General features: G+C 70.0%; 15 protein-coding genes. 10 read left to right on the top strand and 5 right to left on the bottom strand.

From position 1 onward, the window contains the following. Positions 1 to 18: 18 nt before the first annotated feature. Positions 19 to 3162, bottom strand: coding sequence for a hypothetical protein (locus KDK82_RS24545; protein WP_088166491.1), 3144 nt, complete (start codon positions 3160 to 3162; stop codon positions 19 to 21). Positions 3163 to 3626: 464 nt separating this feature from the next. Between KDK82_RS24545 and KDK82_RS24550 the strand changes: the two genes are divergently transcribed. The 9 genes from KDK82_RS24550 (at position 3627) to KDK82_RS24590 (ending at position 16680) form a co-directional block, all read left to right on the top strand. Beyond that, complete coding sequence (locus KDK82_RS24550; RefSeq protein ID WP_088166492.1) at positions 3627 to 4841, top strand: efflux RND transporter periplasmic adaptor subunit; 1215 nt, start codon at positions 3627 to 3629, stop codon at positions 4839 to 4841. Positions 4842 to 4854: 13 nt separating this feature from the next. After that, entirely contained in the window at positions 4855 to 8049 is a 3195-nt protein-coding gene (locus KDK82_RS24555; RefSeq protein WP_088166493.1) for an efflux RND transporter permease subunit, read from the top strand. Beyond that, on the top strand, positions 8042 to 9475 hold the full coding sequence (locus KDK82_RS24560) for an efflux transporter outer membrane subunit (protein WP_088166686.1): 1434 nt from the start codon (positions 8042 to 8044) through the stop codon (positions 9473 to 9475). The genes KDK82_RS24555 and KDK82_RS24560 overlap by 8 nt, the downstream gene beginning before the upstream one ends. 151 nt (positions 9476 to 9626) lie before the next feature. Beyond that, complete coding sequence (locus tag KDK82_RS24565) at positions 9627 to 10781, top strand: FAD-binding oxidoreductase (RefSeq protein ID WP_179217972.1); 1155 nt, start codon at positions 9627 to 9629, stop codon at positions 10779 to 10781. A gap of 61 nt (positions 10782 to 10842) precedes the next feature. Further along, entirely contained in the window at positions 10843 to 11928 is a 1086-nt protein-coding gene (locus KDK82_RS24570; RefSeq protein WP_088166494.1) for a hypothetical protein, read from the top strand. 53 nt (positions 11929 to 11981) lie between these two features. After that, complete coding sequence (locus KDK82_RS24575; protein ID WP_179217973.1) at positions 11982 to 12653, top strand: helix-turn-helix domain-containing protein; 672 nt, start codon at positions 11982 to 11984, stop codon at positions 12651 to 12653. A gap of 218 nt (positions 12654 to 12871) precedes the next feature. Further along, positions 12872 to 13936: a homocysteine S-methyltransferase family protein gene (locus tag KDK82_RS24580; RefSeq protein ID WP_043823294.1), complete on the top strand. Its 1065-nt coding sequence runs from the start codon at positions 12872 to 12874 to the stop codon at positions 13934 to 13936. Between the two features lie 22 nt (positions 13937 to 13958). Beyond that, entirely contained in the window at positions 13959 to 15362 is a 1404-nt protein-coding gene (locus tag KDK82_RS24585; protein WP_088166496.1) for a Fe-S oxidoreductase, read from the top strand. A 319-nt stretch (positions 15363 to 15681) separates the two neighbouring features. Further along, complete coding sequence (locus tag KDK82_RS24590) at positions 15682 to 16680, top strand: porin (RefSeq protein ID WP_088166497.1); 999 nt, start codon at positions 15682 to 15684, stop codon at positions 16678 to 16680. Here KDK82_RS24590 and KDK82_RS24595 read toward each other — a convergent pair whose 3' ends face one another. Both KDK82_RS24595 and KDK82_RS24600 read right to left on the bottom strand, forming a co-directional pair. Further along, the gene (locus tag KDK82_RS24595; protein ID WP_088166498.1) at positions 16681 to 18333 is read right to left on the bottom strand and encodes a methyl-accepting chemotaxis protein; all 1653 of its coding nucleotides are present in this window, start codon (positions 18331 to 18333) and stop codon (positions 16681 to 16683) included. It abuts the gene before it with no gap. Positions 18334 to 18927: 594 nt separating this feature from the next. Beyond that, the gene (locus KDK82_RS24600; RefSeq protein ID WP_088166499.1) at positions 18928 to 20229 is read right to left on the bottom strand and encodes a CaiB/BaiF CoA-transferase family protein; all 1302 of its coding nucleotides are present in this window, start codon (positions 20227 to 20229) and stop codon (positions 18928 to 18930) included. A 162-nt stretch (positions 20230 to 20391) separates the two neighbouring features. Between KDK82_RS24600 and KDK82_RS24605 the strand changes: the two genes are divergently transcribed. Beyond that, on the top strand, positions 20392 to 21306 hold the full coding sequence (locus KDK82_RS24605; RefSeq protein WP_012202113.1) for a LysR family transcriptional regulator: 915 nt from the start codon (positions 20392 to 20394) through the stop codon (positions 21304 to 21306). A 36-nt stretch (positions 21307 to 21342) separates the two neighbouring features. Here the strand turns inward: KDK82_RS24605 and KDK82_RS24610 are convergent, their stop codons facing one another. Both KDK82_RS24610 and KDK82_RS24615 read right to left on the bottom strand, forming a co-directional pair. Next, positions 21343 to 21780: a PaaI family thioesterase gene (locus tag KDK82_RS24610; protein WP_179217974.1), complete on the bottom strand. Its 438-nt coding sequence runs from the start codon at positions 21778 to 21780 to the stop codon at positions 21343 to 21345. Beyond that, positions 21777 to 22934: an acyl-CoA dehydrogenase family protein gene (locus KDK82_RS24615; RefSeq protein WP_013800068.1), complete on the bottom strand. Its 1158-nt coding sequence runs from the start codon at positions 22932 to 22934 to the stop codon at positions 21777 to 21779. Before KDK82_RS24615 ends, KDK82_RS24610 begins: the two co-directional genes overlap by 4 nt. Positions 22935 to 22936 lie beyond the last annotated feature (2 nt).

The following is a 22936-nucleotide window of genomic DNA, read 5'->3' on the forward strand; positions in this document are numbered from 1 at the left end:
CGTGCCTTGTTGCGGCGCTCAGGTTGAAGACGGGGTCTGGCCGCGCCGCTCCGCCGCCAGGGGCTGCATGAAGCTTTGCGCCAGCTGGGGATGGCGCTGCACGATGTCGCGCAGCCCGGCCACATAGTCGGGCTGGTCGGCATGGCTGGCGCTGACCACCTGCCGCGCAAAGATGGCCGCCACCACGGCGGCGGTCTCGGGTGCCTGCACCTGGCCGCGCAGGAAATGCAGCACGCGCGTCTTGCTGGCGCGCGCGCGGTGCACCTGGCTGAGCACGGCCAGGAAGTAGGGCTGCAGCTCCTGCAGGCGCGCCGCGCGCTGCGGCGCGGGCTCGTCGGGCAGGGCGAGCAGCCATTGCGTGACGAACAGCTGCACGCTGGTGGCGGGGTGCTGGGCCAGGCGCGTGAGGAAGAGGCTGGCCTCGGGCGCGCTCATGTGCTGCGCGAGCCGCTGGCGGCCCAGGGCCTGCACCCAGGGCTGGGCGTGATCGACCCAGCCGAGCAGCAGCTGCGGCGACAGGGCGCCGTCCGGCAGCCGCTGGCCGAACATCTCGCGTGCGTACTGCTGCGTGTCGGCAAACAGGGCGTCGGCCAGCGGCAGCAGCTGTTCGGCCTGCTCGGGCAGGGTCCGGTCCATGGGGGTGAGCTGCGCATCGATGCTCTGGCGGCTCAAGGCGCGCACGTCGGCATCGGCATGCCGGGCCAGCGTGGACCATTGGCGCAGCGTATAGGCCTGCAGGTCCAGCGCCTTCAGGCCCCAGGCGCCGTAGCGCTGTGCGCCCTTGGCCTGCGCCTGCAGGGCGCGCCAGATGCCCGAGGCATCGCGGGCCGGGGCCACGGTGGCCAGCGGGCCGGTGAGCAGCCGCAGCGCCGCGTCGTGCACGCCTTCGGCCTTTTCCGCGCGGAACAGCATCTCGTGCAGGCGTTCGGCGATCTGGGCGTTGCAGCGCGTGTTGTAGAGGGGGATGCCGGCCAGGCGCTCGACCAGGGGCGCTGCCGCTGCGCGCAAGGCGGCATGCGGTGATACGGCGAATTCGGCCAGCATGGCGGCCTGCTCGCACAGCAGGTCATCGGCCAGGCTGCCCATGAGCCGGATGCCGCAGGCCATGCGCGCAGGTTCCTCGGATTCCAGCAGCCCGCGCAGCGCCGCCGGGGGCAGGGTCCGCAGGCCCTGCGGATGCGCCAGCAGCCAGGCGGTGGCCATCTCCACCAGCGCCGTCACCGAATGCGCCAGCAGGTGGTGCAGCGGCGGGGCCGGGACGCTGGCGGCCTGCGCAGCCAGCGGGCCGTTGCCATCGAACAGTGCCTGCACGGCATCGCGGATATCGGCCAGCGCGGGGCTTTCTGCGTCCAGCGTGGGCAGCGCCGCCAGCAAGGCCAGGGCCACGGCTGCACCATCGGCATAAAACAGCAGGGCCAGGCCCTGGGTGCGCGAGCTGGCGGCCGGTGACAGCAGCAGGGCGGCCACCAGTTCGGCATCGCGCGCGGCGCCTGCGCGGTCACGCGACAGCCAGGCGCCCAGGTAGCTGGCGGCAGGCCCGTCGCCGCATTGCGCAAGCGCCAGCAGCCAGGGCCGGCGTGCCGCATCGTCGGTCAGCGAGACCATGCGCTGCTGGGCGATCTGAAGGCCCAGCGCAGCCGCCGGTGCATAGGTTTTGTGCAGCAGCGGCGCGGTGGCCGCTGCATCGAGGCCGTCCAGAAAGGCCTTCTGGTCCTGCAGTGCGCGCGTGAGCGACCACAGCAGCAGCGTGGACTGCGAACGGCCCACCAGTTGCAGCAGTTGCCCGGGGTGGGCGTCCCACATGGCCGAAAGCCCTTCCACGCGCTGCGCGGGCAGCTGCTGCAGGTCCAGCGGCTCGTCGGTGTACCAGGTGTGGGCGCGGGCCGAGGCATGCAGTTGCGGCCAGCGTGGCAACAGCAGCCGGGCGGCGAGCAGCCAGCGCGATTCGGGCAGGCGGCCGGAGCGCGAGGCAGGCTGGCCCGCGCAGCAGCGGTCCATGGCCTGGAGCAGGGCTGCGGCATGGGCGGCGCTTTCGCTGTGGTCGGCCGAGGCCATGCGCCGCAGCTGGCGCCAGCCGCGCAGGCGCAGGTACAGCGAGGTGTCGCGGCTGAAGACGGCACCCTCGTCGCGTGGGCCATCGAAGCGCGCGTGCAGCACGGCCAGCAGGGCGTGGTCGCGCCGCCACTCGGCACGCTTGTGGATGCGCCGCAGGGCCGGCCACCAGGCGCGTGTGAAGGGAATGCGCTCCATCCAGGCCAGCAGCTGCTGGTGGACGGCGCCGTCGTGCGCGCCCAGTGCATCGGCCGCCAGCAGCGCCTGTGGCCCAAGGGCCTGGAAGAAGGCCTGTTCGGCCTGCGGTCCGTCCTCTTTCGGGCCGTTTTCCTGCGGGGGGATCCCGGCCCACTGCGCCTGGTACTCCTGCAGCGCCGCCTGGCGTTCCTGCGGCTCCAGCAGGGCCAGCCAGGCTTGGTGTGCCAGATCGCGCGTGGCCTCGCTGGTGCCGCGTTGCGAGAGCGCCTGCAGGGCCACCGCCGCGCCGCCATCGCCCAGACGCCCGATGAGGTAAGCCAGACAGTAGTCGAGCAGATCGTCACCCGTGCCCAGCAGCGCCACCAGGCGTGGAACCTGGGCATGCAGCAGGCGCTGGGCGGTGCCGCCGCGCGCGGGGTCCGCATACTCGGCCAGCCGCCACACCAGCCGGGCCTGCTGGCCCGAGGGCATCAGCCGCCAGGCGCTGCCGTCCAGGCGTTTGCACAGGGCGGAAATGGCGCCGGCCTGCACGGCCGACTCCGGCAGGCCGGGCGGCACCGTGGCCTGTTCCCGGGCCGGGCCGGGGGAGGGCGCCGGGCCTGCTTCAGCATCCAGCTCCGCAAAGCCCTCATGGGACTGCAGCACATCGCCCGCGCCCAGGCGCTGGCGCAGGTAGGCCAGCGCGCGCTGGCGTGCAGGCTCCAGCGCCTGGGGCAAGGGGGTGAGCGTGCTGTCATCGACCTGCGCGACGACGCCGGCCTTCAATTGCGTGACCTGCAAGGTCACGACATGGCGCGCTGCGGTGGCCGTGGTGTCGCCGCCCGGCATCTCCAGGGCCAGCACCCTCACGGTGCTGATGCGTTCGTTGCGTCCCTGTGGCCGGGACAGTGTGGCGTGAGCAAGCAGATTCATGCGGCAGGCATCCAGTGCTTTTCCATGGAGGGTGTCGGCGTTCGTCGGCGGTTTTTGGCAGTACCTGGCGGTTCCTGGCGCCACCCTGGGTCAGATGGCCTTGCAGTGTAGTGGTGGCGTCCTGCAGGTGCGGCAACGCGCGTGTGTCCGTCTGTGCGCGCCTGCGGCCGGCCGGGCATGTCCGGGCCTGTCCAGGTCTTTTCAGGTTTTCTCAGGTCGCTCCTGGTCAATTGCCGCTGCGCTTGTCCGATCCGGCCAGCAATGTCCCCGGCAAACCGTCCTCAATTTTCGTGGTGTCTTTGCGCGCGGATCTTGACTTCAAGTTCACTTGAACTTGAAGAATGCAACCCATTGTGAGCAACCGCCTGGAAGGCCTCCAGAGCCTGCGGTCCCGCCCTTTTTTCCGGCCCCGCCGCAGCCCCGGCAGCAGGGCCTTGCCCATCCCCCTCAAGGAGAGTCGATCCATGCCCGTTCTTCCACCGCCGCCGTTGCGGCGTGCCCTGTTCGGAGGCGCCCTGGCGGCGCTGGCCCTGCTTGCCGGCTGTCGCCCGCAGGCCGTGGGCGATGCCCATGCCAGCGACGGCCCGCCGCCTGCGCCCGAGGTGCTGGTGAGCGAGGTCGTGCCGGCCAGCGTGCGCGTCTGGGACGAGTTCAACGGCCGCATCGATGCCGTGGAGTCGGTCCAGCTGCGCCCGCGCGTGTCAGGCTATATCGAGCGCATTGCCTTCAGCGAGGGGCAGGAGGTCAGGAAGGGCCAGCTGCTGTTCGTGATCGACCAGCGGCCCTACCGCGCCGCCCTGGCCAGCGCCGAGGCCGAGCTGGAGCGCACGCGCGCAGGCGCCGCGCTGGCCCGCACCCAGGACCAGCGCGCCCGCCAACTGGTGGCAGAGCATGCCGTCTCGCGCGAGGAAGCCGATACGCGCGCCGGCGCCCTGGCTCAGAGCGCCGCCCAGGTGCGCGCCGCCGAGGCCGCGCTGGCGGCAGCCCGGCTCAACCTGGATTTCACCGAGGTGCGCGCGCCGGTCTCCGGCCGCGCGGGCCGCGCCCTGCTCACCGTGGGCAACCTGGCCCAGGCCGACCAGAGCGTGCTGACCACCGTGGTTTCGCAGGACCCGGTGTATGTCTACTTCGATGCGGATGAGCACAGCTTCCTGCGGCAGCAGCAGGCCGCGAAGGACACCAAGGGGCGGCCCGGCGTGCAGCGGCCCGTGCGTGTGGGGCTGGCTGGCGACGAAGGCTTTCCGCATGCGGGCAGCCTGGACTTCACCGACAACCAGCTCAACGCGGGCACGGGCACGGTGCGCATGCGCGCCCGCCTGCCCAATCCCGACCGCCTGCTGACGCCGGGCCTGTTCGCGCGTGTGCAACTGCAAGACGCGCAGGGCCTGGGCGGCGAGCGGCAGACGCTGCTGATCGACGACAAGGCCGTGCTCACCGACCAGGACCGCAAGTACGTCTATGTGGTGGGCGAGGGCAACAAGGCCGAGCGCCGCGACCTGGAGCTGGGCCGCATGGTCGATGGCCGGCGCGTGGTGGACAAGGGGCTGGCGGCGGGCGACCGCCTCGTGGTCGGCGGCCTGCAGCGCATCTACTACCCCGGCATGCCGATCAGCCCCAAGCCTGCGCCCGGCGATGGGCAGGCGGCGGTGGCCAAGGCGCCCGCCGTGGCCGCGCAGTGAACCGGGAAGCACCATGGACTTCTCCAAATTCTTCATAGACCGGCCGATCTTCGCGGTCGTGCTCTCCATCATCCTGTTCGCCGTGGGGCTGGTCGCGATTCCGCAGCTGCCCGTGGGCGAGTATCCCGAGGTCGTGCCGCCCAGCGTGGTGGTGCGCGCCACCTATCCGGGCGCCAATCCCAAGGAGGTCGCCGAGTCGGTGGCCGTGCCGCTGGAGGAGGCCATCAACGGCGTCGAAGGCCTGATGTACATGAAGTCGGTCGCGGCGTCCGACGGCAGCCTGCAGGTGGTCTCCACCTTCCGCCCCGACGTCGACCCCGACACGGCCGCCGTGCGCGTGCAAAACCGCGTCAGCCAGGCCCAGAGCCGTCTGCCCGAGGAGGTGCGCCAGTTCGGCGTGACCACGCAAAAGCAGTCGTCCACGCCGCTGATGTACGTGGGCCTGGTCTCCCAGGACGGCCAGCATGACGCGCTGTACCTGCGCAACTACGTCACGCTCAAGATCAAGGACGTGCTGGCACGCATTCCGGGCATTGGCGACGTGGGCATCTACGGCGCGGGCGACTACGCCATGCGCGTGTGGCTGGACCCGGACAAGGTGGCCGCGCGCCAGCTCACGGCGCCCGAGGTGATTGCCGCCATCCGCGAGCAGAACATCCAGGTCTCGGCCGGGCAGTTGGGCGCGCAGCCCAGTCCGCAGAGCGCGGACAAGCTGCTGTCCATCAACGTGCGCGGGCGGCTGAAGACGCCCGAGGAATTCGGCAGCATCGTGCTCAAGGGCGGCGCGGACGGCCAGGTCGTGCGCCTGGCCGACGTGGCGCGCATCGAGCTGGGCGCCAGCGACTACACGCTGCGCTCGTGGAGCGACAAGAAGAACATGGCGGCCGTGGGCATCTTCCTGTCGCCCGGCGCCAATGCGCTGGGCGTGGCCGAGCAGGTCTACGCGGCCATGGACAAGCTCTCGCAGGACCTGCCCGAGGGCGTGGCCTTCGAGACGGTCTGGGACCCCACGGTCTTCGTGCGCGACTCCATCAAGGCGGTGCAGAGCACGCTGATCGAGGCCGTCATCCTCGTGGTGCTGGTGGTCATCGTCTTCCTGCAGACCTGGCGCGCCTCCATCATTCCGCTGCTGGCCGTGCCCGTGTCCATCGTCGGCACCTTCGCGGGGCTGTACCTGCTGGGCTACTCCATCAACACGCTGACCCTGTTCGGCCTGGTGCTGGCCATCGGCATCGTGGTGGACGACGCCATCGTCGTGGTGGAGAACGTGGAGCGCTACATCGAGGAAGGGCACACGCCCCTGGAGGCGGCCCACCTGGCGATGAAGGAGGTCTCGGGCCCCATCATCGCCATTGCCCTGGTGCTGTGCGCGGTCTTCGTGCCCATGGCCTTTCTCAGCGGCGTGACGGGTCAGTTCTACAAGCAGTTCGCCGTGACGATTGCCATCTCCACGGTGATCTCGGCCATCAACTCGCTGACGCTGTCGCCCGCGCTGGCGGCCAAGCTGCTGCAGCCGCGCGGCGCGCCGCGCGATCCGCTGGCGCGCGGGCTGGACCGCAGCCTGGGCTGGCTCTTCCGGCCCTTCAACCGCTTCTTCGACCGCAGCGCCCATGGCTACCAGAACTCGGTGGGGCATTCGCTGCGCCGCCGGGGCCTGGTGTTCGCGGTCTATGCGGCGCTGCTGGCGGGCACGGCCGTGCTGTTCCAGGCCGTGCCGGGCGGCTTCATCCCGCTGCAGGACAAGCTGTACCTGTTCGGCGGCGCCAAGCTGCCCGAGGGGGCTTCGCTGAACCGCACGGATGCGGTCACGCGCCAGATGGTCGATGCCGCCAAAAGCGTGGAAGGCGTGGACATGGTCGCCGCCTTCGCGGGCTTCAACGCGCTGCAGTCCACGACCACGCCCAACCTGACCAGCGCCTACATCATGCTCAAGCCCTTCGGCGAGCGCACGCGCAGCGCCGAGGCCATCAATGCCGAGCTGGGCGCCAAGTTCTCGCAGATCGAGGGCGGCTTCGCCTATGCGCTGATGCCCCCGCCCATCCAGGGCCTGGGCAACGGCTCGGGCTACTCGCTGTTCCTGCAGGACCGCGCGGGCCTGGGCTACGCGGCGCTGCAGCAGGCGCTGCAGGCCTTCCAGGCCGAGATCGCCAAAACACCGGGCATGACCTACCCGGTCAGCAGCTACCAGTCCAACATCCCGCAGCTGGAAGTCAAGGTGGACCGCACCAAGGCCAAGGCCCAGGGCGTGGCGCTGACCGACCTGTTCCAGACGCTGCAGGCCTACCTGGGATCGGTCTACGTCAACGACTTCAACGCCTTCGGCCGCGTCTGGCGCGTGATGCTGCAGGCTGACGCGGACCACCGCCAGACCGTGGAGGACATCGCCAGTCTGCGCACGCGCAATGCGCGCGGCGAGATGGTGCCCATAGGCTCCATGGTCACCGTGGTGCCCAGCTTCGGCCCCGACCCGGTGCTGCGCTACAACGGCTTCCCGGCGGCCGATCTGATCGGCGACTCCGACCCGCGCGTGCTGTCCTCGGCCGAGGTGCTGGCCAAGCTCCAGGAGATCGCGCAGCGCACGCTGCCGCGCGGCATCGAGCTGGCCTGGACCGACCTGAGCTACCAGCAGGTGGAGCAGAGCAACGCCGCGGCCGTGGTCTTCGCCATTGCCGTGATGCTGGTCTTCCTGGTGCTGGCCGCGCTCTACGAAAGCTGGACGCTGCCGCTGGCCGTGATCCTCATCGTGCCCGTGTGCATCTGCGCGGCGCTGTTCGGCGTCTGGCTGGCCGGGGGCGACAACAACGTCTTCGTGCAGGTGGGGCTGGTGGTGCTGATGGGGCTGGCCTGCAAGAACGCCATCCTGATCGTGGAATTCGCACGCGAGCTGGAGCTGCGCGGCGTGGGCATCGTCGATGCCGCGCTGCAGGCCTGCCGCCTGCGGCTGCGCCCCATCGTCATGACCTCGATCGCCTTCATCGCGGGGGCCGTGCCCCTGCTCATCGGCGGGGGGGCGGGCAGCGAGGTGCGCGCGGCCACGGGCGTGACCGTGTTCTCGGGAATGCTGGGCGTGACCCTGTTCGGCCTGTTCCTCACGCCGGTGTTCTACGTCACGCTGCGCCGGCTTTCGGGCCGCGCGCTGACGGGGCATGCGCCTGCGCATTCCACCGGGCCTGCCCAGCCCGTCTCCCTGGAGTCCCCACATGCCTGAGATACGCAAGTCCCTGAGCCGCCACGCGCTGGCGCTGGCATCCGCCGCCCTGGTGGGCGGCTGCGCGGTCGGCCCCGACTTCAAGGCGCCTGCGGCGCCGCGGGCCGCAGCGCAGTTCGCGCGGGCCGAGCCTGCACCGGCCACCCCGCAGGCCGAGCCTGACGCCGCCTTCTGGCGCCAGTTCCAGGACCCGCAGCTGACGCAGCTGGTGGAGCGCGCGCTGGGCGACAACCAGGACCTGCAGGTGGCGCTGGCGCGGCTGGACGGTGCCCAGGCGCTGCTGCGCGAAAGCCGCTTCGACCAGCTGCCCACGGTCACGATGTCGGGCCGGGCCACGCAGCAAAAGCTCAGCGAGAGCGAGGCCTTCTATGGCCCGCGCAGCCAGCGCAGCTACACCGCCGGATTGGCCGCGAGCTGGGAGATCGACGTGTTCGGCCGCGTGCGGCGCAGCATCGAGGCGCGGCATGCCGACCTGCGCGCCGATGCGGCCGACCTGGCGGCCCTGCAGGTGGCCATTGCGGCCCAGGTGGCGGGCAGCTACGCCGACCTGCGCGGCTGGCAGCAGCGCCTGGCCTTGGCGCAGGCCAATGCGGCCAACCAGCAGGACACGCTGCGCCTGGTGCAGCTGCGCCTGGCGCACGGCAGCGGCACCGAGTTCGACCTGGCGCGCGCCCAGGCCCAGCTGGAGGCCACGCGCTCGCGCATTCCCGCGCTGCAGGCGCAGATCGCCATGGCGCAGCACCGGCTGGCCGTGCTCACGGGCCAGGTGCCCGAGGCGCTGATTGCCGCGCTGGATGTGCCTGCCGCCCTGCCGCAGCTGCCGCCGGCCATCGACCCCGGCACGCCGGCCGGCCTGCTGCGCCGGCGCCCGGACGTGGCCGTGGCCGAGGCACGGCTGCATGCGGCCACGGCACGCATCGGCGTGGCCACGGCCGACCTGTTCCCGCGCCTGTCGCTGGGCGGGCTGCTGGGCAGCATGGCGTTGCACGGCGGCTCGCTGTTCGAGGGCGCCAGCGCCCGCAGCAGCGTGTTCCTGGGCGTGGACTGGTCCTTTCTTGACGTGGGCCGCGTGCGGGCGCGCATCGCGGCCAGCGAGGCCGGCGCCCAGGCTGCGCTGGCCCAGTACCAGCAGACCGTGCTGCTGGCGCTGGAGGACACGGAGAACGCCCTGGTGCGCCTGCAGCGCACGCGCAGCGAAGACGCCCACCTGGCGCAGGCCGCCGAGCAGCGCCAGCGTGCCGAGCAACTGGCGCAGCGCCGCTACCAGCTGGGCAGCGTGGGCCTGTACGAAGTGCTGGATGCGCAGCGCGACCTGTATGCGGCCCAGGACGCGGCCGCCGACAGCCGTGCGCGCGGCCTGCGCGCCGCCGTGGCGCTGTACCAGGCCCTGGCCGGTGGCTGGGACGGAAAGCTGCCGCCGGCCTGAGCGTGCGGCGCGCATTGCCACAAGGGACGGCCAGGCGCCGTCCCTTTTTTCTTGTGCGGCGCCCCCGGTGAAAACCACGAGGACCAGGGGCTTGCCTCATTTTTTTCTTATCGGATAATTTTCTCATTGGAAAAAAATGGAGCAATGGATGATGGAAAGCCAGGTTCTGGATTTCGCCGTGATCGGTGCCGGCATGGCCGGTGCCTCCGTGGCCTGGCGGCTGGCCGGTGCGGGCGCCTCGGTGCTGGTGCTGGAACGCGAGCCGCAGCCCGGATACCACGCCACGGGCCGCTCGGCCGCCATGTTCATGGAGAGCTACGGCACCGCGCAGATACGCGCGCTGACACGCGCCAGCCGTGGCTTCTACAGCGCGCCGCCCGAAGGTTTTTGCGAGCACGCGCTGCTGCAGCCGCGCAGCGTGCTCTACATAGGAACGGCCGGCCAGGAACCCCAGCTGGACGAGGCCCTGGCCATGTACCGTCGCGACGGCCTGCGCGCCGAGCGCATCGACGCGCGCCAGGCCTGCGCCCTGGTGCCCTGCCTGCAGGAGAGCCTGCTCGTGGGCGCCGTGCATGACCTGGACGCCATGGACATCGACGTGGCCGAACTGCACCAGGGCTTTCTGCGCGGCATGGCGCGTGCCGGTGCGCGGCTGCGCTGCGGCTCCGAACTGTCCGGCGCCGAGCGTGAGGTGGATGGTGATGGCCGGGGCCTGTGGACCCTGGTGCTGCAGGACGGGTCGCAGGTCCGCGCCCGCGCCGTGGTCAATGCCGCAGGCGCCTGGGCCGATGCCGTGGCCCGGCTGTGCGGCGCGCGGCCGCTGGGCATCGAGCCCCGGCGCCGCTCGGCCTTCACCTTTGCCGCACCGGAGGGCGAGGACATCCACGGCTGGCCTGCCGTGATCGGCGTGGACGAGAGCTTCTACTTCAAGCCCGATGCGGGCCAGCTGCTGGGCTCGCCCGCCAATGCCGATCCCGTGCCGCCGCACGACGTGGTGGCCGAGGAGCTGGACGTGGCCATGGGCATAGACCGCATCGAGACACTGACCCGCCTGCGCATACGCCGGCCGCGCCATGTCTGGGCCGGGCTGCGCAGCTTTGCGCCCGACGACGACTTCGTGATCGGCTGGGATGCGCAGCGCGAGGGATTTTTCTGGCTGGCCGGGCAGGGCGGCTACGGCATACAGACGGCAGCCGGCGCCTCGGCCGCCGCGGCCGCGCTGCTGATGCGCGAGCCGCTGCCCGCCGAGCTGCTGGCGCAGGGCGTCGATGCCCTGCGGCTGAGTCCGGCGCGCTTCGCGGCCTGACCCGTCATCCTTTTTTCACCTTTTCAGCCCCCGCAACACACAACAATCCAAGGAGACAGGCATGGGTGCATTCAAGGAAGTGAGCAGGATTGCCGGCGCCTTCGTCGGCGTCATCGTCGGGGCGGGCTTCGCCTCGGGGCAGGAGATATTGCAGTTCTTCGCGGGCTTTGGCGCCATCGGCCTGGCGGGCTGCCTGGTGGCGGCCCTGGCCTTCGTCTTCCTGTCCATGGCGTTCTCCACCATGGGCCAGCGCCTGCAGGCCGGCTCGCACAAGGAAGTGGTGCAGGCCCTTCTGGGCCGGCATGTGGGCATGGTGTTCGATGTGCTGATCACCTTCTTCCTGTTTGCCATCACCGTGGTCATGCTGGCGGGCGCAGGCTCGCTGCTGCACCAGTGGCTGGGCCTGCCCGAGGTCTGGGGCAGCGTGCTGGCCACCGTCGCCACGGTGCTCATCGTCTGCCTGGATGTGGGCCGGGTGATCGCCTTCATCGGCGCCGTCACGCCGCTGCTGGTGTTCATGACCGTGGTGGTCGCCGGCTACGTGCTGCTGACGCCCCACGGCGACATGGCCGCGCTGGAGGCCGCCGCCGCCACCCAGCCCCGGGGCGCGGGCCACTGGCTGGTGGCCGCGCTGCTCTATGTCTCCTACAACGTGGTGGCGGGCATGCCCTTCCTGGTGATCATGGGCGGGCAGGCCAGCTCGCGCCGCGTGGCGCTGTGGGGCGGCGTTGCGGGCGGGCTGCTGCTGGGCCTGCTGATGCTGATGATCGCGGCCGCGATGTACTGGCGCATGGACACGCTGGGTGGCCTGTCCATGCCCATGCTGTCGCTGGCCACGCAGATCTCGCCCGGGCTGGGGCACCTGATGTCGCTGGTCATCTTCGGCATGATCCTCAACACGGCCGTGGGCATGCTCTATGCCTTCGTGGCCCGCATCCTGCCGGCCGGCACGCCGCGTTTTCGCTGGGGTACGGGCGTGGCGGGCGTGCTGGCCCTGGGCGGCAGCTTCGCGGGCTTCATCACGCTGGTGGGCATGGTCTACCCAGTCTATGGCTACATCGGCTTCGCCCTCATGGCCTGCGCGCTGGTGGGCTGGCTGCGCATGGGCCGCAGGCAGGCGCCCGGGGCCGGCCTGCGCGGCGCCTGACGGCCGGGCCTGACCCTAGAATCGGGCGGTCGCCAGCCCCGATCGCCCGCTTCATGCCCAGCCCCCGCACCAGATCCAGCCCCAGGTCCAGCCCTCTCCCCACGCCAGACCAGGTCCTCGCCGCCGTGCTGCCGGGCGCCCGCACGGCCGCCGCCATGCCTGCGGGCAAGCACGAAGTGGGCGCCAAGCTGCGCAAGGCGCGCAAGGAGCGCGGCCTGACGCTGCAGCAGGTGGCCGAAAGCAGCGGGCTGGCCGTGTCCACCATCTCCAAGGCCGAGCGCGGCCAGATCGCGCTGAGTTACGAGAAGGTGCTCATGCTGGGCAACGCGCTGGACATCGACATGACACGGCTGTTCATAGTCGGGGACGCCCAGCAGGCGGCCGGCGACACGCCCACCGTGGTCAAGGACTGCTTCGAGGACGTGCAGCGCTACGAGACCGACCAGTACCTCTACAGCGTGCTGTGCGGCGCCTTCCCGGGCAAGAAGATGCAGCCCCTGGTGGCCGTGATCAATGCGCGCGAGGCCGGGGAATTCTCGGAGACCATCCGCCATGCGGGCCAGGAGTTCGTGATGGTGCTCTCGGGCCGGGTGCGCATCCTGTTCGAGAACGGCGAATCGGTGGAGCTGGGCCGCCACGAGGCCGCGTATTTCGACAGCGGCGTGGGCCATGTGTATGTGAGCCTGAGCCGCCAGCCGGCTCAAGTCGTCTCTGTCTGCACCTGAAATGGTTAGCACCCCCTGAGCGGCTGCGCCGCTTCCCCCTCTCTCGCTACGCGGGAGGGGGACGACACCCTCGGTGCGGGGCGGCCCTTCCTCGGTGTCTCTGGCGTGGGGGTGCGCTAGTTTCATAGGTCGCGCCTCTTGTTTGGGGCGCAGACAGTTTTTCTGGGGGAATCCTCGTGCCCGGCACGGCCGCCCCGGAGTTCCTACAATCGCTGCCCATGAGCCTGCCCCAGTACACCCGCGCCAAAGAGCTTCCCGCCATCCTTGCCAAGCGCCTCGTCATTCTTGACGGCGCCATGGGCACCATGATCCAGCGCTTCAAGCTGGGAGAGGCCCAGTACCGGGGCCAGGGCTACACGGGCCCGGGCAGCGTGGGCGACCGCTTCAAGGACTTCCCGCATGACGTCAAGGGCAACAACGAGCTGCTGTCGCTCACCCGCCCCGACGTGATCCGCGACATCCACGACAAGTACCTGGCCGCCGGCGCCGACCTGATCGAGACCAACACCTTCGGCGCGACCACGATTGCGCAGGACGACTACCACATGGCCGATCTGGCGCGCGAGATGAATCTCAAGAGCGCCCAGCTGGCCCGCGCGGCCTGCGACAAGTACAGCACGCCCGGCCATCCGCGCTACGTGGCCGGCGCCCTGGGCCCCACGCCCAAGACGGCCAGCATCAGTCCCGACGTGAACGATCCGGGCGCGCGCAACGTGAATTTCGAGCAGCTGCGCCAGGCCTACCTGGAGCAGACGCTGGCGCTGATCGAGGGCGGCTCCGACGTCATCCTGGTCGAGACCATCTTCGACACGCTCAACGCCAAGGCCGCGCTGTTCGCGGTGGACGAGGCCTTCGAGCAAAGCGGCGAATGCCTGCCCATCATGATCAGCGGCACGGTGACCGATGCCTCGGGCCGCATCCTGTCCGGGCAGACGGTGACGGCCTTCTGGCACAGCGTGCGCCATGCCAACCCGCTGTCCATCGGCCTGAACTGCGCGCTGGGCGCGGCGCTGATGCGCCCCTACGTCCAGGAACTGAACAAGGCCGCGCCTGAGACCTTCATCAGCTGCTACCCCAACGCCGGCCTGCCCAATCCCATGAGCGACACGGGCTTCGACGAAACGCCCGAGGTCACCAGCCGCCTGGTGCACGAATTCGCGTCCGAAGGCCTGGTCAACATCGTGGGCGGCTGCTGCGGCACCACGCCGGACCACATCGGCGCCATCGCCAAGGCCGTGGGCAGCACGCCCACGCGCCGCCTGTTCTACCCGGAATCGGCCTGATGGCCCGGGCGGAGCCTCTGACATGAGTTCGCCGCTGCCGCCCGTCCCGTCCCCAGCCGCAGGGCTGCCGCTGCCAGTGGCGGCGCCTGTCTCCGGCCCGGCCGCTGGCGCGCCGGTGGGGCCACAGGCTCCGTCCGCTGCGGTGGCGCTGGCCTCACCCGCTTCCCCCGCTTCCCCCGCGTCATCCGCCTCACCCTCCGTTCCCGTCATGCCGCCAGCGGCCACGGCCGTGCGCTGGTCGCCCGAGATGCTGCAAAGCCTGCGCCTGCAGGCCTTCGAGCAATTGGTGGCCCAGCTGGCGCGCCAGGTCCAGTCCAGCCCCGGCGCGCCCGCGCCGCAGTGGCCGGCCAGCGGCGTGTCCGAGGCGCTGGGCCGGCTGCTGGAGGCCTTGCTGGCCCAAGTAGGTACCCAGCAGGGCCAGGCCCTGCAACTGCTGGCAGCCCAGCCGGGTTCGGCGGCCTTGCTGCAGGCGCTGGCCGCCGGCACGACAGCTGGTGCAGCGGCGGCCGGAGGGCAAGCGCAGCCATCCCAGAGTCCGCAGACAGCGGCATCAGCCTCTGCCCAGGCCGGCGCTGCGCCGCAGGCGGCGTCTTCCTCGCCTGCACTGCAGGCCGCAACCTCCCTGCAGCCCGCTGCTGCCGCAGTGACGCTGGCCGTGGCAGCCGCCAAGGCCAAGGTGGTGGATGCGCTGCTGGCCGGATCGGGACTGGCACCGCAGGCCGGTGCCAGCGCGCCTGGAGGTGTTGCAGGCGGTGCCACCCAGACCCTGCCCGCGCTGCAAAGCTGGTGGGTGCAGCAGGGCACGCTGCTGACGCCCCAGGGCGAGCGCGGCTTCACGCTGAGCCTGCAGGTGCCCCAGGCCTGGGCCCAGGCGCAGGGCGCGGCCATGGCGCTGGCGGCCGCATCGGCTTCCGCGCCGGGTGCGGCCCCTTTCACGGCGGCGGCGGCCCTGCCTGCGGGCGCTGCGCTGCCCTTGGCGGGCGCGCAGGCCACGGAGCCGGGCCTGCGCCTGCCGCTGGATGCCTCGCTGCAATCGCTGGCCTCGGGGCCGGTGGCCGTGGTGGTGCAGCCGCGTGGCGCCGATGCGCTGCGCACCAGCGCCCTGCTGCTGCTGGAGCTGCAGCCGCTTCGCCAGCCGGGCGGCGCCATGGCGTCGCCGGCCGGCCTGGCCTCGGTGGCTTCGCTGTCGCCTGCGCTTGCGCAGGAGGTGCAGCAGATGCTGCAGCAGCGCAACGATCCCTGGCTGCACATGGCGGCGGCCCAGGCCTCGGGCGCCTTGCCGCGCGAGCGCCGCGCCTTCGAGCACCAGTCGCATTTCTGCACCACCGAAGGCTGCCAGTACGAGGGCCGTGCGCCCTGCGCCCAGCCTTTTTGCAGCGAGATGAACCGTCTCTGGGACGTGTCGCGCACCGAGCGCAGCCGCTGACGACCTGGCCCCGGCCCGGGGCCTCCACGCTACGAAACTGACCGGGCCTGACGGTGGCGTGGTCATCGCCGGCCCCAGCTTTCATAATGCCGGCTGTCGTTCGCCATCTGCGCGGATGACGTCTTTGGCCGGGATGTGCAATGAATTTGCAGCGATCATGCTGCGATCTGCATCCTGGCTGCCTCCAAGTCGCTGCAAGCCACCAGCCCGCCGCGCACCTTCCAGCCACCTCTGTCGTGGCAACTCCCGTCGCCGTTTGCGCATGCCCCCGGGCCGCGCCGGTGTTGTGCCATCTTTCATTTCCAGGAACCCGTTCAGGATGCGTTGTACTTCCCGCTTGACCCTTGCTTCTCTCGCCGTTGCGGCTGCCCTGCCGGTGGCTGCCCAGTCATCCGCCACAGGCTCCAACGTCACCATCAGCGGTTATCTCGACGCTGGCGTGTTCCGGGATTTCGACAAGACCAGCAAGCTGGGTACGATTCAGCGCAGCAACCTGGCGATTGCCGGTTTCGAGGACCTGGGCGGTGGCCTGAAGGCCACCTTCCGGCTGAGCACGCGCTTCGATCTGGACACGGGCCTGACCGAGGACTATCCGAAGAAGCCCTTCTGGCATGACGCGTCCACCGTGGGCCTGCAAGGCAGCTGGGGCCATCTGCGCCTGGGCCGCGCGCTCAGCGCCATGTGGAGCCAGGAGTGGCAGTTCGATCCCTGGGGCAACTTCAACCGCATCGCCTCGCCGGCCTGGCACATGGCCCACTACCTGACGCCCACCGACCGCGCCAGCAACAACGGCTCGCCCGAGTACGGCCGCATGTCCAACGGCGTGTTCTACGACTCGCCCAAGTTCGGCGGCTTTTCGCTGCACCTGAGCGCCTCGCCCGAGCGCACCGAGGCGCCAGGCCGCCAGGGCCGTGCGCGTTCGGTGTCGGTCAACTACGACCAGGGCGCGGTGGCGGCCATGCTGGCGCACGAGCGCAACGGCAGCGGCGACACCGACCTGTACATGGGCGGCAAGTACCGCATCGGCACGGCAGCGGTGATGCTGGCCTATGACCGCAGCAAGTCGGGCACGCCCGGCACGGGGCCCGACAAGTCGCGCATGGTCTCGCTGGGCGCCACCTACGGCATCGGGGCGACCACGCTCAAGGCCAGCTATGCACGCCAGCGCCTGGACCGCGATACCAACAACATGCTGTCGCTGGGCGCCGAGTACGCGCTGTCCAAGCGCACCATGCTCTACACCAGCCTGGGACACCAGCGCTACGAGAACCAGAGCTCGCGCACGGCCTTCGGCGTGGGCATGGCCCATTCCTTCTGATCAATGCGCTTCCCAGCGGCCTGACTGGGCAGCGCTGGTGATCCTGGCCAGGCCTGGAGCCGGCATGGGCTGAGGGGTTGCGGGCAGGGCGGTGAGTTCCAGGCCTTGCTCCAGCTTGAAGACGCTCACGGCCTGCTGCAGGCCATAGGCCTGCTCCTGCAGGGACTGGGCGGCGGCGGCGGCTTCCTCGACCAGGGCGGCGTTTTGCTGGGTGACCTGGTCCATCTGCGAGATGGCCTGGTTGATCTGCTCCAGGCCCGCCGTCTGCTCGACGCTGGCGGCCGTGATCTCTCCCATGATGTCGGTCACGTTGCGCACGCTGCTGACGATGTTCTGCATGGTCTGCCCGGCCTGCGCCACCAGGGCCGATCCGGTGCTGACCTTGCCGTTGGAGTCCTCGATGAGCAGCTTGATCTCCTTGGCCGCATCGGCGCAGCGCCGCGCCAGGGCGCGCACTTCGGCAGCAACCACGGCAAAGCCCCGGCCCTGCTCGCCGGCACGCGCGGCTTCCACGGCCGCGTTGAGCGCGAGGATGTTGGTCTGAAAGGCGATGGCGTCGATCACGCCGATGATGTCGGCGATCTTGCGCGAGGAGGCATGGATGGCGCCCATGGTGTCCACCACCTGGGAGACCACCTCGCCGCCTTGCTGGGCGACGGCCGAGGCCGAGGCCGCCAGCTGGTTGGCCTGGCGCGCGTTGTCGGTGTTCTGACGCACCGTGACGGTGAGCTGCTCCATGGAGGCAGCGGTTTCTTCCAGCGAGCTGGCCTGGTGCTCGGTGCGCACCGAAAGATCGTTGTTGCCCGAGGCGATCTGGCTGGAGGCCGTGGCAATCGAGTCCGTGCCACTGCGCACCTGCCGGACGATGTGGATGAGGCTCTGGTCCATGCGGTGCAGTGCGTGCAGCAGCTGGCCTGTTTCGTCGGTGGTGGTGGCCTGGATGCGGCGCGTCAGGTCGCCTTCGGCCACGGCCTGGGCCACGCCCAGGGCCTCGTTCAGCGGACGCGCCACGATGCGCGCCAGCGTGAGCGCCAGGGCCAGCCCCAGCAAAATGCTGGCTCCCAGCAGGCCGACCACCCAGATGCGTGCGCTGCGGTAGAGGGCATTGGCATGGTCGTTGGCCTGTTGTCCGCCTTCGTGGTCGATCTGCACCATGCGGTCGATCTGGTCATACAGGCGTCGGCTCAGCTCCAGCGATTCGCCCTGGGCCAGCACCAGGGCTTCGTCCTTGCGGCCATTGCGCGCCAGGGCCATGACCATGGCGTGCTCCTTGGCGTACTCGTTGCGCAGCCGGCCCAGTTCGTCGTAGGCGGCCTTCTCCGGCGCGGAGCTGATGAAGCTGGCGTAGTTGTCGTAGCTGGTCTGGGTCTTCTTCCACAGCTCGCCCATGATCCTGTCGAAGGCACCGATGTCCTGCTCGCTGGTGGATATCAGGTACTGCAGCTCGTTGACGCGGTAGCGGGCCGTGGTGGCGCGGATGTCGAGCAACATGCGTGATGAAGGCATCCAGCGCGTGGCGATATCGATGGACGCCTGGTTGATCCGGCTGAGCTGCAGCACGGCATAGAAGCCCACGAAGGTGGTCAGCGCCAGGACGGCCACGAAGGCCAGCAGCAGCTTGGAGGAGATCTTGAGATTGCGAAAGGCTTGCATGGCGAAGTCCTGTAGGCGTGTCCCTTGAACGGCAAGGGGGAAAAAGGCGTGCAGCAGGGCGCACCTTGCCTGCCGTGCAGAGCAAGGTGGAACGGGTATCAGCGAAAGAGAAAACGAGGGCCGCAGTGCCCGCTCAGGGTGGGAACCAGCCCGAGGTCCGGCAGATGCGGCCCTTGATGCGGGGCCTCATGGCGCAGGCCCTGTCCGTGCGCCTGCGCTGCGGCGGGCGCTTCGCGGGCATGCCGCAGCAGCGGGGAAGATGCAGAGGATTGCGAACCATCCGCCTGCACCGTTTGGCAAGCGGGTACCCGCTGCGGCCAGGCGTTCGGCGGCGGCTGCCGCGCGCTGGGGGCGGGCATTGCGGGTAGTTGTCCTAGGGACTTCGGACAGGGAAAAAGTTGCTATCTGCATCTGTGGTGGGGATTATTTCCGCACCGTCTGAGGATGAGGATGCCCACCATCTGATTTTGGATAGGACGTGTCCTAAAAGCCGTTTGCAGGCCCGCAGCCAAGCCATCCGCATCCGCGGATGGCCGGCTTCAAGGCATCGGAAACTTCAGCGCATCAAGGCGACCGGCGTCTGTCGCCAGTCGCTCAGACCACGCCCTTGCCGCGCAGGGCCTGCAGCTGCTGCGCATCCAGGCCCAGGCGCTCGCGCAGCACCTCGTCCGTGTGCTGGCCCAGGGCGGGCGGCGCATGGCGCAGCGTGGTGGGCGTGTCCGACAGGCGCAGCGGGCTGGCCGTGGTCACCACGCGGTTGATGGTCTCGCCCGCAGGCGGCGTGGCGCCCGGATAGCGCTCCTGCTCCACGCGCAGGCCGCGCGCGCGCACCTGGGCATCGTCGAAGGCCTGGCCGATGTGGTTGATGGGGCCGCAGGGCACGGCCTTGTCCTCCAGCAGCGCGATCCACTCGGCCGTGGGCCGGCCGCGCGTGAGTTCGGCCATCAGCGGGATCAGCGCGTCGCGGTGGATGACGCGGCCGGCATTGGTGGCAAAGCGCTCGTCGCGCGCCCAGTCCACGCCGGCCGCCCCGCAAAAGCGCGCGAACTGGCCGTCGTTGCCGATGGCCAGCAGCATGCGGCCGTCGGCCGTGGGGAAGTCCTGGTAGGGCACGACGCTGGGGTGGGTGTTGCCCTGGCGGCCCGGCACATGGCCGGTGTTCAGGAAGCCCGCGCCCTGGTTGGCCAGCACGGCCATGGCCACGTCCAGCAAGGCCATGTCGATGTGCTGGCCCCGCCCCGTGTGGTGGCGCGCCTCCACGGCGCCCAGGATGGCCGTGGTCGCATACATGCCGGTGAACAGGTCGATCACGGCCACGCCCACGCGCAGCGGGCCGCCGCCGGGCTCGCTGTCGGCGCGGCCCGTGATGCTCATGAGGCCGCTCATGGCCTGCACCAGCAGGTCGTAGCCGGCGCGCGGCGCATAGGGCCCGGTCTGGCCGAAGCCCGTGACCGAGCAGTAGATCAGGCGCGGGTTCAGCGCGCTCAGCGAGGCGTAGTCCAGGCCGTAGCGCTTGAGGCCTCCGGTCTTGAAGTTCTCCACCACCACATCGCTTTGCATGGCCAGCTCGCGGATCAGCTGCTGGCCCTCGGCCGTGGCCATGTCCACGGTGACCGATCGCTTGTTGCGGTTGCAGGCCGCGAAGTACACGGCGTTGTCCGAGGGATTGCCTTGCGCATCGGGAAAGAAGGGCGGGCCCCAGTGGCGCGTGTCGTCGCCCTCGCCGGGCTTTTCGATCTTGATCACGTCGGCCCCCATGTCGGCCAGGTTCTGGGTGCACCAGGGGCCGGCCAGCACGCGCGAGAGGTCGAGCACGCGCAGATGGCCCAGCGCTCCTGCGGTCTGGGTGGCCGTGTTGTGGATGGGGCTGGGGGAGGGGGTTTCTGTGTGGTTCATGGGCTGAGGCGGCTATCCCGGGCAGATGGGCCCATGCTACGGCGCGCGGGCCTGCTGCGGCTTCGCATTTGTGAAAGCGCGCGTTCGCGCACGGGCCGGCACTGCGGTTTGTACTGACGCGCGCGGCTCAGTGCCGGAGCCTGCGGCTTTCTACAATGCCGGATGGCCATGCATTTCGATCTTGTGGATCTGCGCCTTATGGTGCACATCGCCGACGCCAACAGCATGACGCGTGGCGCGGAACTTTCCTTCATCTCCCTGCCGGCGGCCAGCACCCGCATCAAGAACCTGGAAGAGAGCATCGGCACCAAGCTGCTGTACCGCACCAGCCAGGGCGTGACGCTGACGCCGCCGGGCCAGGCCTTCGTCACCCATGCGCGCATGGTGCTGGGCCAGATCGAGCATCTGCGCGGCGACATGCAGGAGTACGTGCGCGGCATCAAGGGCCATGTGCGGGTGTTTGCCAACACCACCTCGCTGGGCGAGTTCCTGCCGCCCGTGCTGCGCCACTACCTGCGCCGCAATCCCGACGTGAACATCGACCTGCGCGAGCGCCTGTCGCACGACATCGTGCGTGCCGTGACCGAGGGGCAGACCGACATCGGCATCGTCGCCGGCCTGGTGCGCACCGAGAACCTGGAGACCCTGCCCTACCGCCGCGACCGCCTGGTGCTGGTCGTGCCGCGCGGCCATGCGCTCGATGGCGAGATGCAGATGGCCTTTGCCGACACGCTGGACCTGGACCATGTGGGCCTGCACGAATCCAGTGCCATCCACGCCTTCCTGCGCCAGGCCAGCGACCAGCTGCACCGGCCCATCAAGCAGCGCATCCAGGTGGGCAACTTCGAGACGGCCTGCCGCATGATCGAGTCCGGCGTGGGCGTGGGCGTGCTGCCCGAGTCGGCCGCCAGCCGCCATGCGCATTCCATGGACATCGCCATCGTGCCGCTGTCCGATGCCTGGTCGGTGCGCGAGATGCAGATCTGCGTGCGCAGCCTGGAGGCCCTGCCGTCCTTCGCCCAGGAGCTGGTGGAGCTGCTGGTGGCCGACGCACAGGGCCGGCTCACGCTGGAGTAGCGGCCCACCGACGGCTGCCCGTCGACCGCCGCCCGTTCAGTCGGCCTGGGCCGTGCCCCGGTCCAGCGTGGTCGGTGCCAGCCAGTACTTGAAAGTGCCGGTGGCCGTGGCCACGAGCTTTCCGTCTTCATCGAGCAACTGCGCCGCGCAGCTGCACAGGCTGCGGCTGGCATGCACCACCCAGCCTTCGGCCAGCAGCGCGCCCTTGCCCGGGCGGTGGAAGCGGCTGCTCATCTCCACCGTCACGGCGGTCTGCGATGGCGCACCGGGCAACTCGCCCGCGGCGCGCGACATCACGGAGTCCAGCAGCGTCATGAGCACGCCGCCGTGCGCGGCGGGCAGCTGGTTGAGCAGTTCCTCGCGCATGTGGGGCAGGCGCACATGGACCTTGCCGGGCGGCGCGGGCACCTGCGAGGCGCCGATCAGCCGCATGAAGGCATTGCGGTCGGGGGCCAGTGCGCTCATGCGGCTCATGCGGCGCGCGCCTCGCGCACCATGTTGCGCGCGATGATGACCTGCTGGATCTGGGTCGTGCCTTCGTACAGGCGGAACAGCCGCACGTCGCGGTAGAAGCGCTCGATGCCGAACTCGGCCAGGTAGCCCGAGCCGCCCAGGATCTGCACGGCGCGGTCGGCCACGCGGCCCACCATCTCGGTGGCGAACATCTTGCAGCACGAGGCCTCGGTGGAGACGTTGCGGCCTTCGTCGCGGCGGCGCGCGGCGTCGATCACCATGCACTCGGCCGCATACAGCTCGGCCTGGCTGTCGGCCAGCATGGCCTGCACCAGCTGGAACTCGCAGATGGGCTGGCCGAACTGCTTGCGCTCCAGCGCATAGTTCAGCGCGTCGCGCAGGATGCGCTGCGCCACGCCCACGCTCACGGCCGCGATGTGGATGCGGCCCTTGTCCAGCACCTTCATGGCGGTCTTGAAGCCCTGCCCTTCCTTCAGGCCGATGAGGTTGGCCGCCGGCACGCGCACGTTGTCGAAGAACACGTCGCAGGTGTGCGCGCCCTTCTGGCCCATCTTCACGTCGTTCTTGCCGAAGCTGATGCCCGGCGACTTCGCATCCACGATGAAGGCCGAGACGCCGCCCGCGCCCTTGTTGGCCGGGTCGGTGCGCGCCATCAGTGTGAACATGCCCGCATGCGGCGCATTGGTGATGAAGCGCTTGTTGCCGTTGACCACGTAGTGGTCCCCATCCCTGATGGCGGTGGTGCGCAGCGAGGCCGCGTCCGAGCCCGCCTCGGGCTCGGTCAGCGCGAACGAGGCCATGATCTCGCCCGTGGCCAGCTTGGGCAGCCAGGCCGCCTGCTGCTCGGGCGTGCCGTCGATGAGGATGCCCTGCGAGCCTATGCCCACGGTCGTGCCGATCACCGAGCGGAAGGCCGGCGCGGTCTGGCACAGCTCGAAGAGCACGCGCACCTCTTCCTCCATGGTCAGCTCCAGCCCGCCGAACTGCTCGGGGATGGTCATGCCGAACAGGCCCAGGTTGCGCATCTCCTGCACGATGGACTCGGGAATCTCGTCGGTCTCGGCCACTTCGTTCTCGGCGGGCACCAGGCGCTCGCGCACAAAGCGGCGCACGCTGTCCAGCAGGGCTTCGAGGGTTTCTTGGTCGCGGATCATTG

The sequence above is a fragment of the Delftia sp. K82 genome (assembly GCF_002193035.1).
In the GTDB taxonomy this organism is placed as follows: Bacteria; Pseudomonadota; Gammaproteobacteria; order Burkholderiales; family Burkholderiaceae_C; genus Comamonas; species Comamonas acidovorans.

Excerpts from the sequence above, each read along its gene's own strand:
- KDK82_RS24600 (WP_088166499.1), bottom strand. The coding sequence starts at position 20,229 with ATGAACCACACAGAAACCCCCTCCCCCAGCCCCATCCACAACACGGCC.
- KDK82_RS24560 (WP_088166686.1), top strand. The coding sequence starts at position 8,042 with ATGCCTGAGATACGCAAGTCCCTGAGCCGCCACGCGCTGGCGCTGGCA.
- KDK82_RS24570 (WP_088166494.1), top strand. The coding sequence starts at position 10,843 with ATGGGTGCATTCAAGGAAGTGAGCAGGATTGCCGGCGCCTTCGTCGGC.
- KDK82_RS24590 (WP_088166497.1), top strand. The coding sequence starts at position 15,682 with ATGCGTTGTACTTCCCGCTTGACCCTTGCTTCTCTCGCCGTTGCGGCT.
- KDK82_RS24575 (WP_179217973.1), top strand. The coding sequence starts at position 11,982 with ATGCCCAGCCCCCGCACCAGATCCAGCCCCAGGTCCAGCCCTCTCCCC.
- KDK82_RS24615 (WP_013800068.1), bottom strand. The coding sequence starts at position 22,934 with ATGATCCGCGACCAAGAAACCCTCGAAGCCCTGCTGGACAGCGTGCGC.
- KDK82_RS24595 (WP_088166498.1), bottom strand. The coding sequence starts at position 18,333 with ATGCAAGCCTTTCGCAATCTCAAGATCTCCTCCAAGCTGCTGCTGGCC.
- KDK82_RS24610 (WP_179217974.1), bottom strand. The coding sequence starts at position 21,780 with ATGAGCCGCATGAGCGCACTGGCCCCCGACCGCAATGCCTTCATGCGG.
- KDK82_RS24545 (WP_088166491.1), bottom strand. The coding sequence starts at position 3,162 with ATGAATCTGCTTGCTCACGCCACACTGTCCCGGCCACAGGGACGCAAC.
- KDK82_RS24585 (WP_088166496.1), top strand. The coding sequence starts at position 13,959 with ATGAGTTCGCCGCTGCCGCCCGTCCCGTCCCCAGCCGCAGGGCTGCCG.
- KDK82_RS24565 (WP_179217972.1), top strand. The coding sequence starts at position 9,627 with ATGGAAAGCCAGGTTCTGGATTTCGCCGTGATCGGTGCCGGCATGGCC.
- KDK82_RS24580 (WP_043823294.1), top strand. The coding sequence starts at position 12,872 with ATGAGCCTGCCCCAGTACACCCGCGCCAAAGAGCTTCCCGCCATCCTT.
- KDK82_RS24605 (WP_012202113.1), top strand. The coding sequence starts at position 20,392 with ATGGCCATGCATTTCGATCTTGTGGATCTGCGCCTTATGGTGCACATC.
- KDK82_RS24555 (WP_088166493.1), top strand. The coding sequence starts at position 4,855 with ATGGACTTCTCCAAATTCTTCATAGACCGGCCGATCTTCGCGGTCGTG.
- KDK82_RS24550 (WP_088166492.1), top strand. The coding sequence starts at position 3,627 with ATGCCCGTTCTTCCACCGCCGCCGTTGCGGCGTGCCCTGTTCGGAGGC.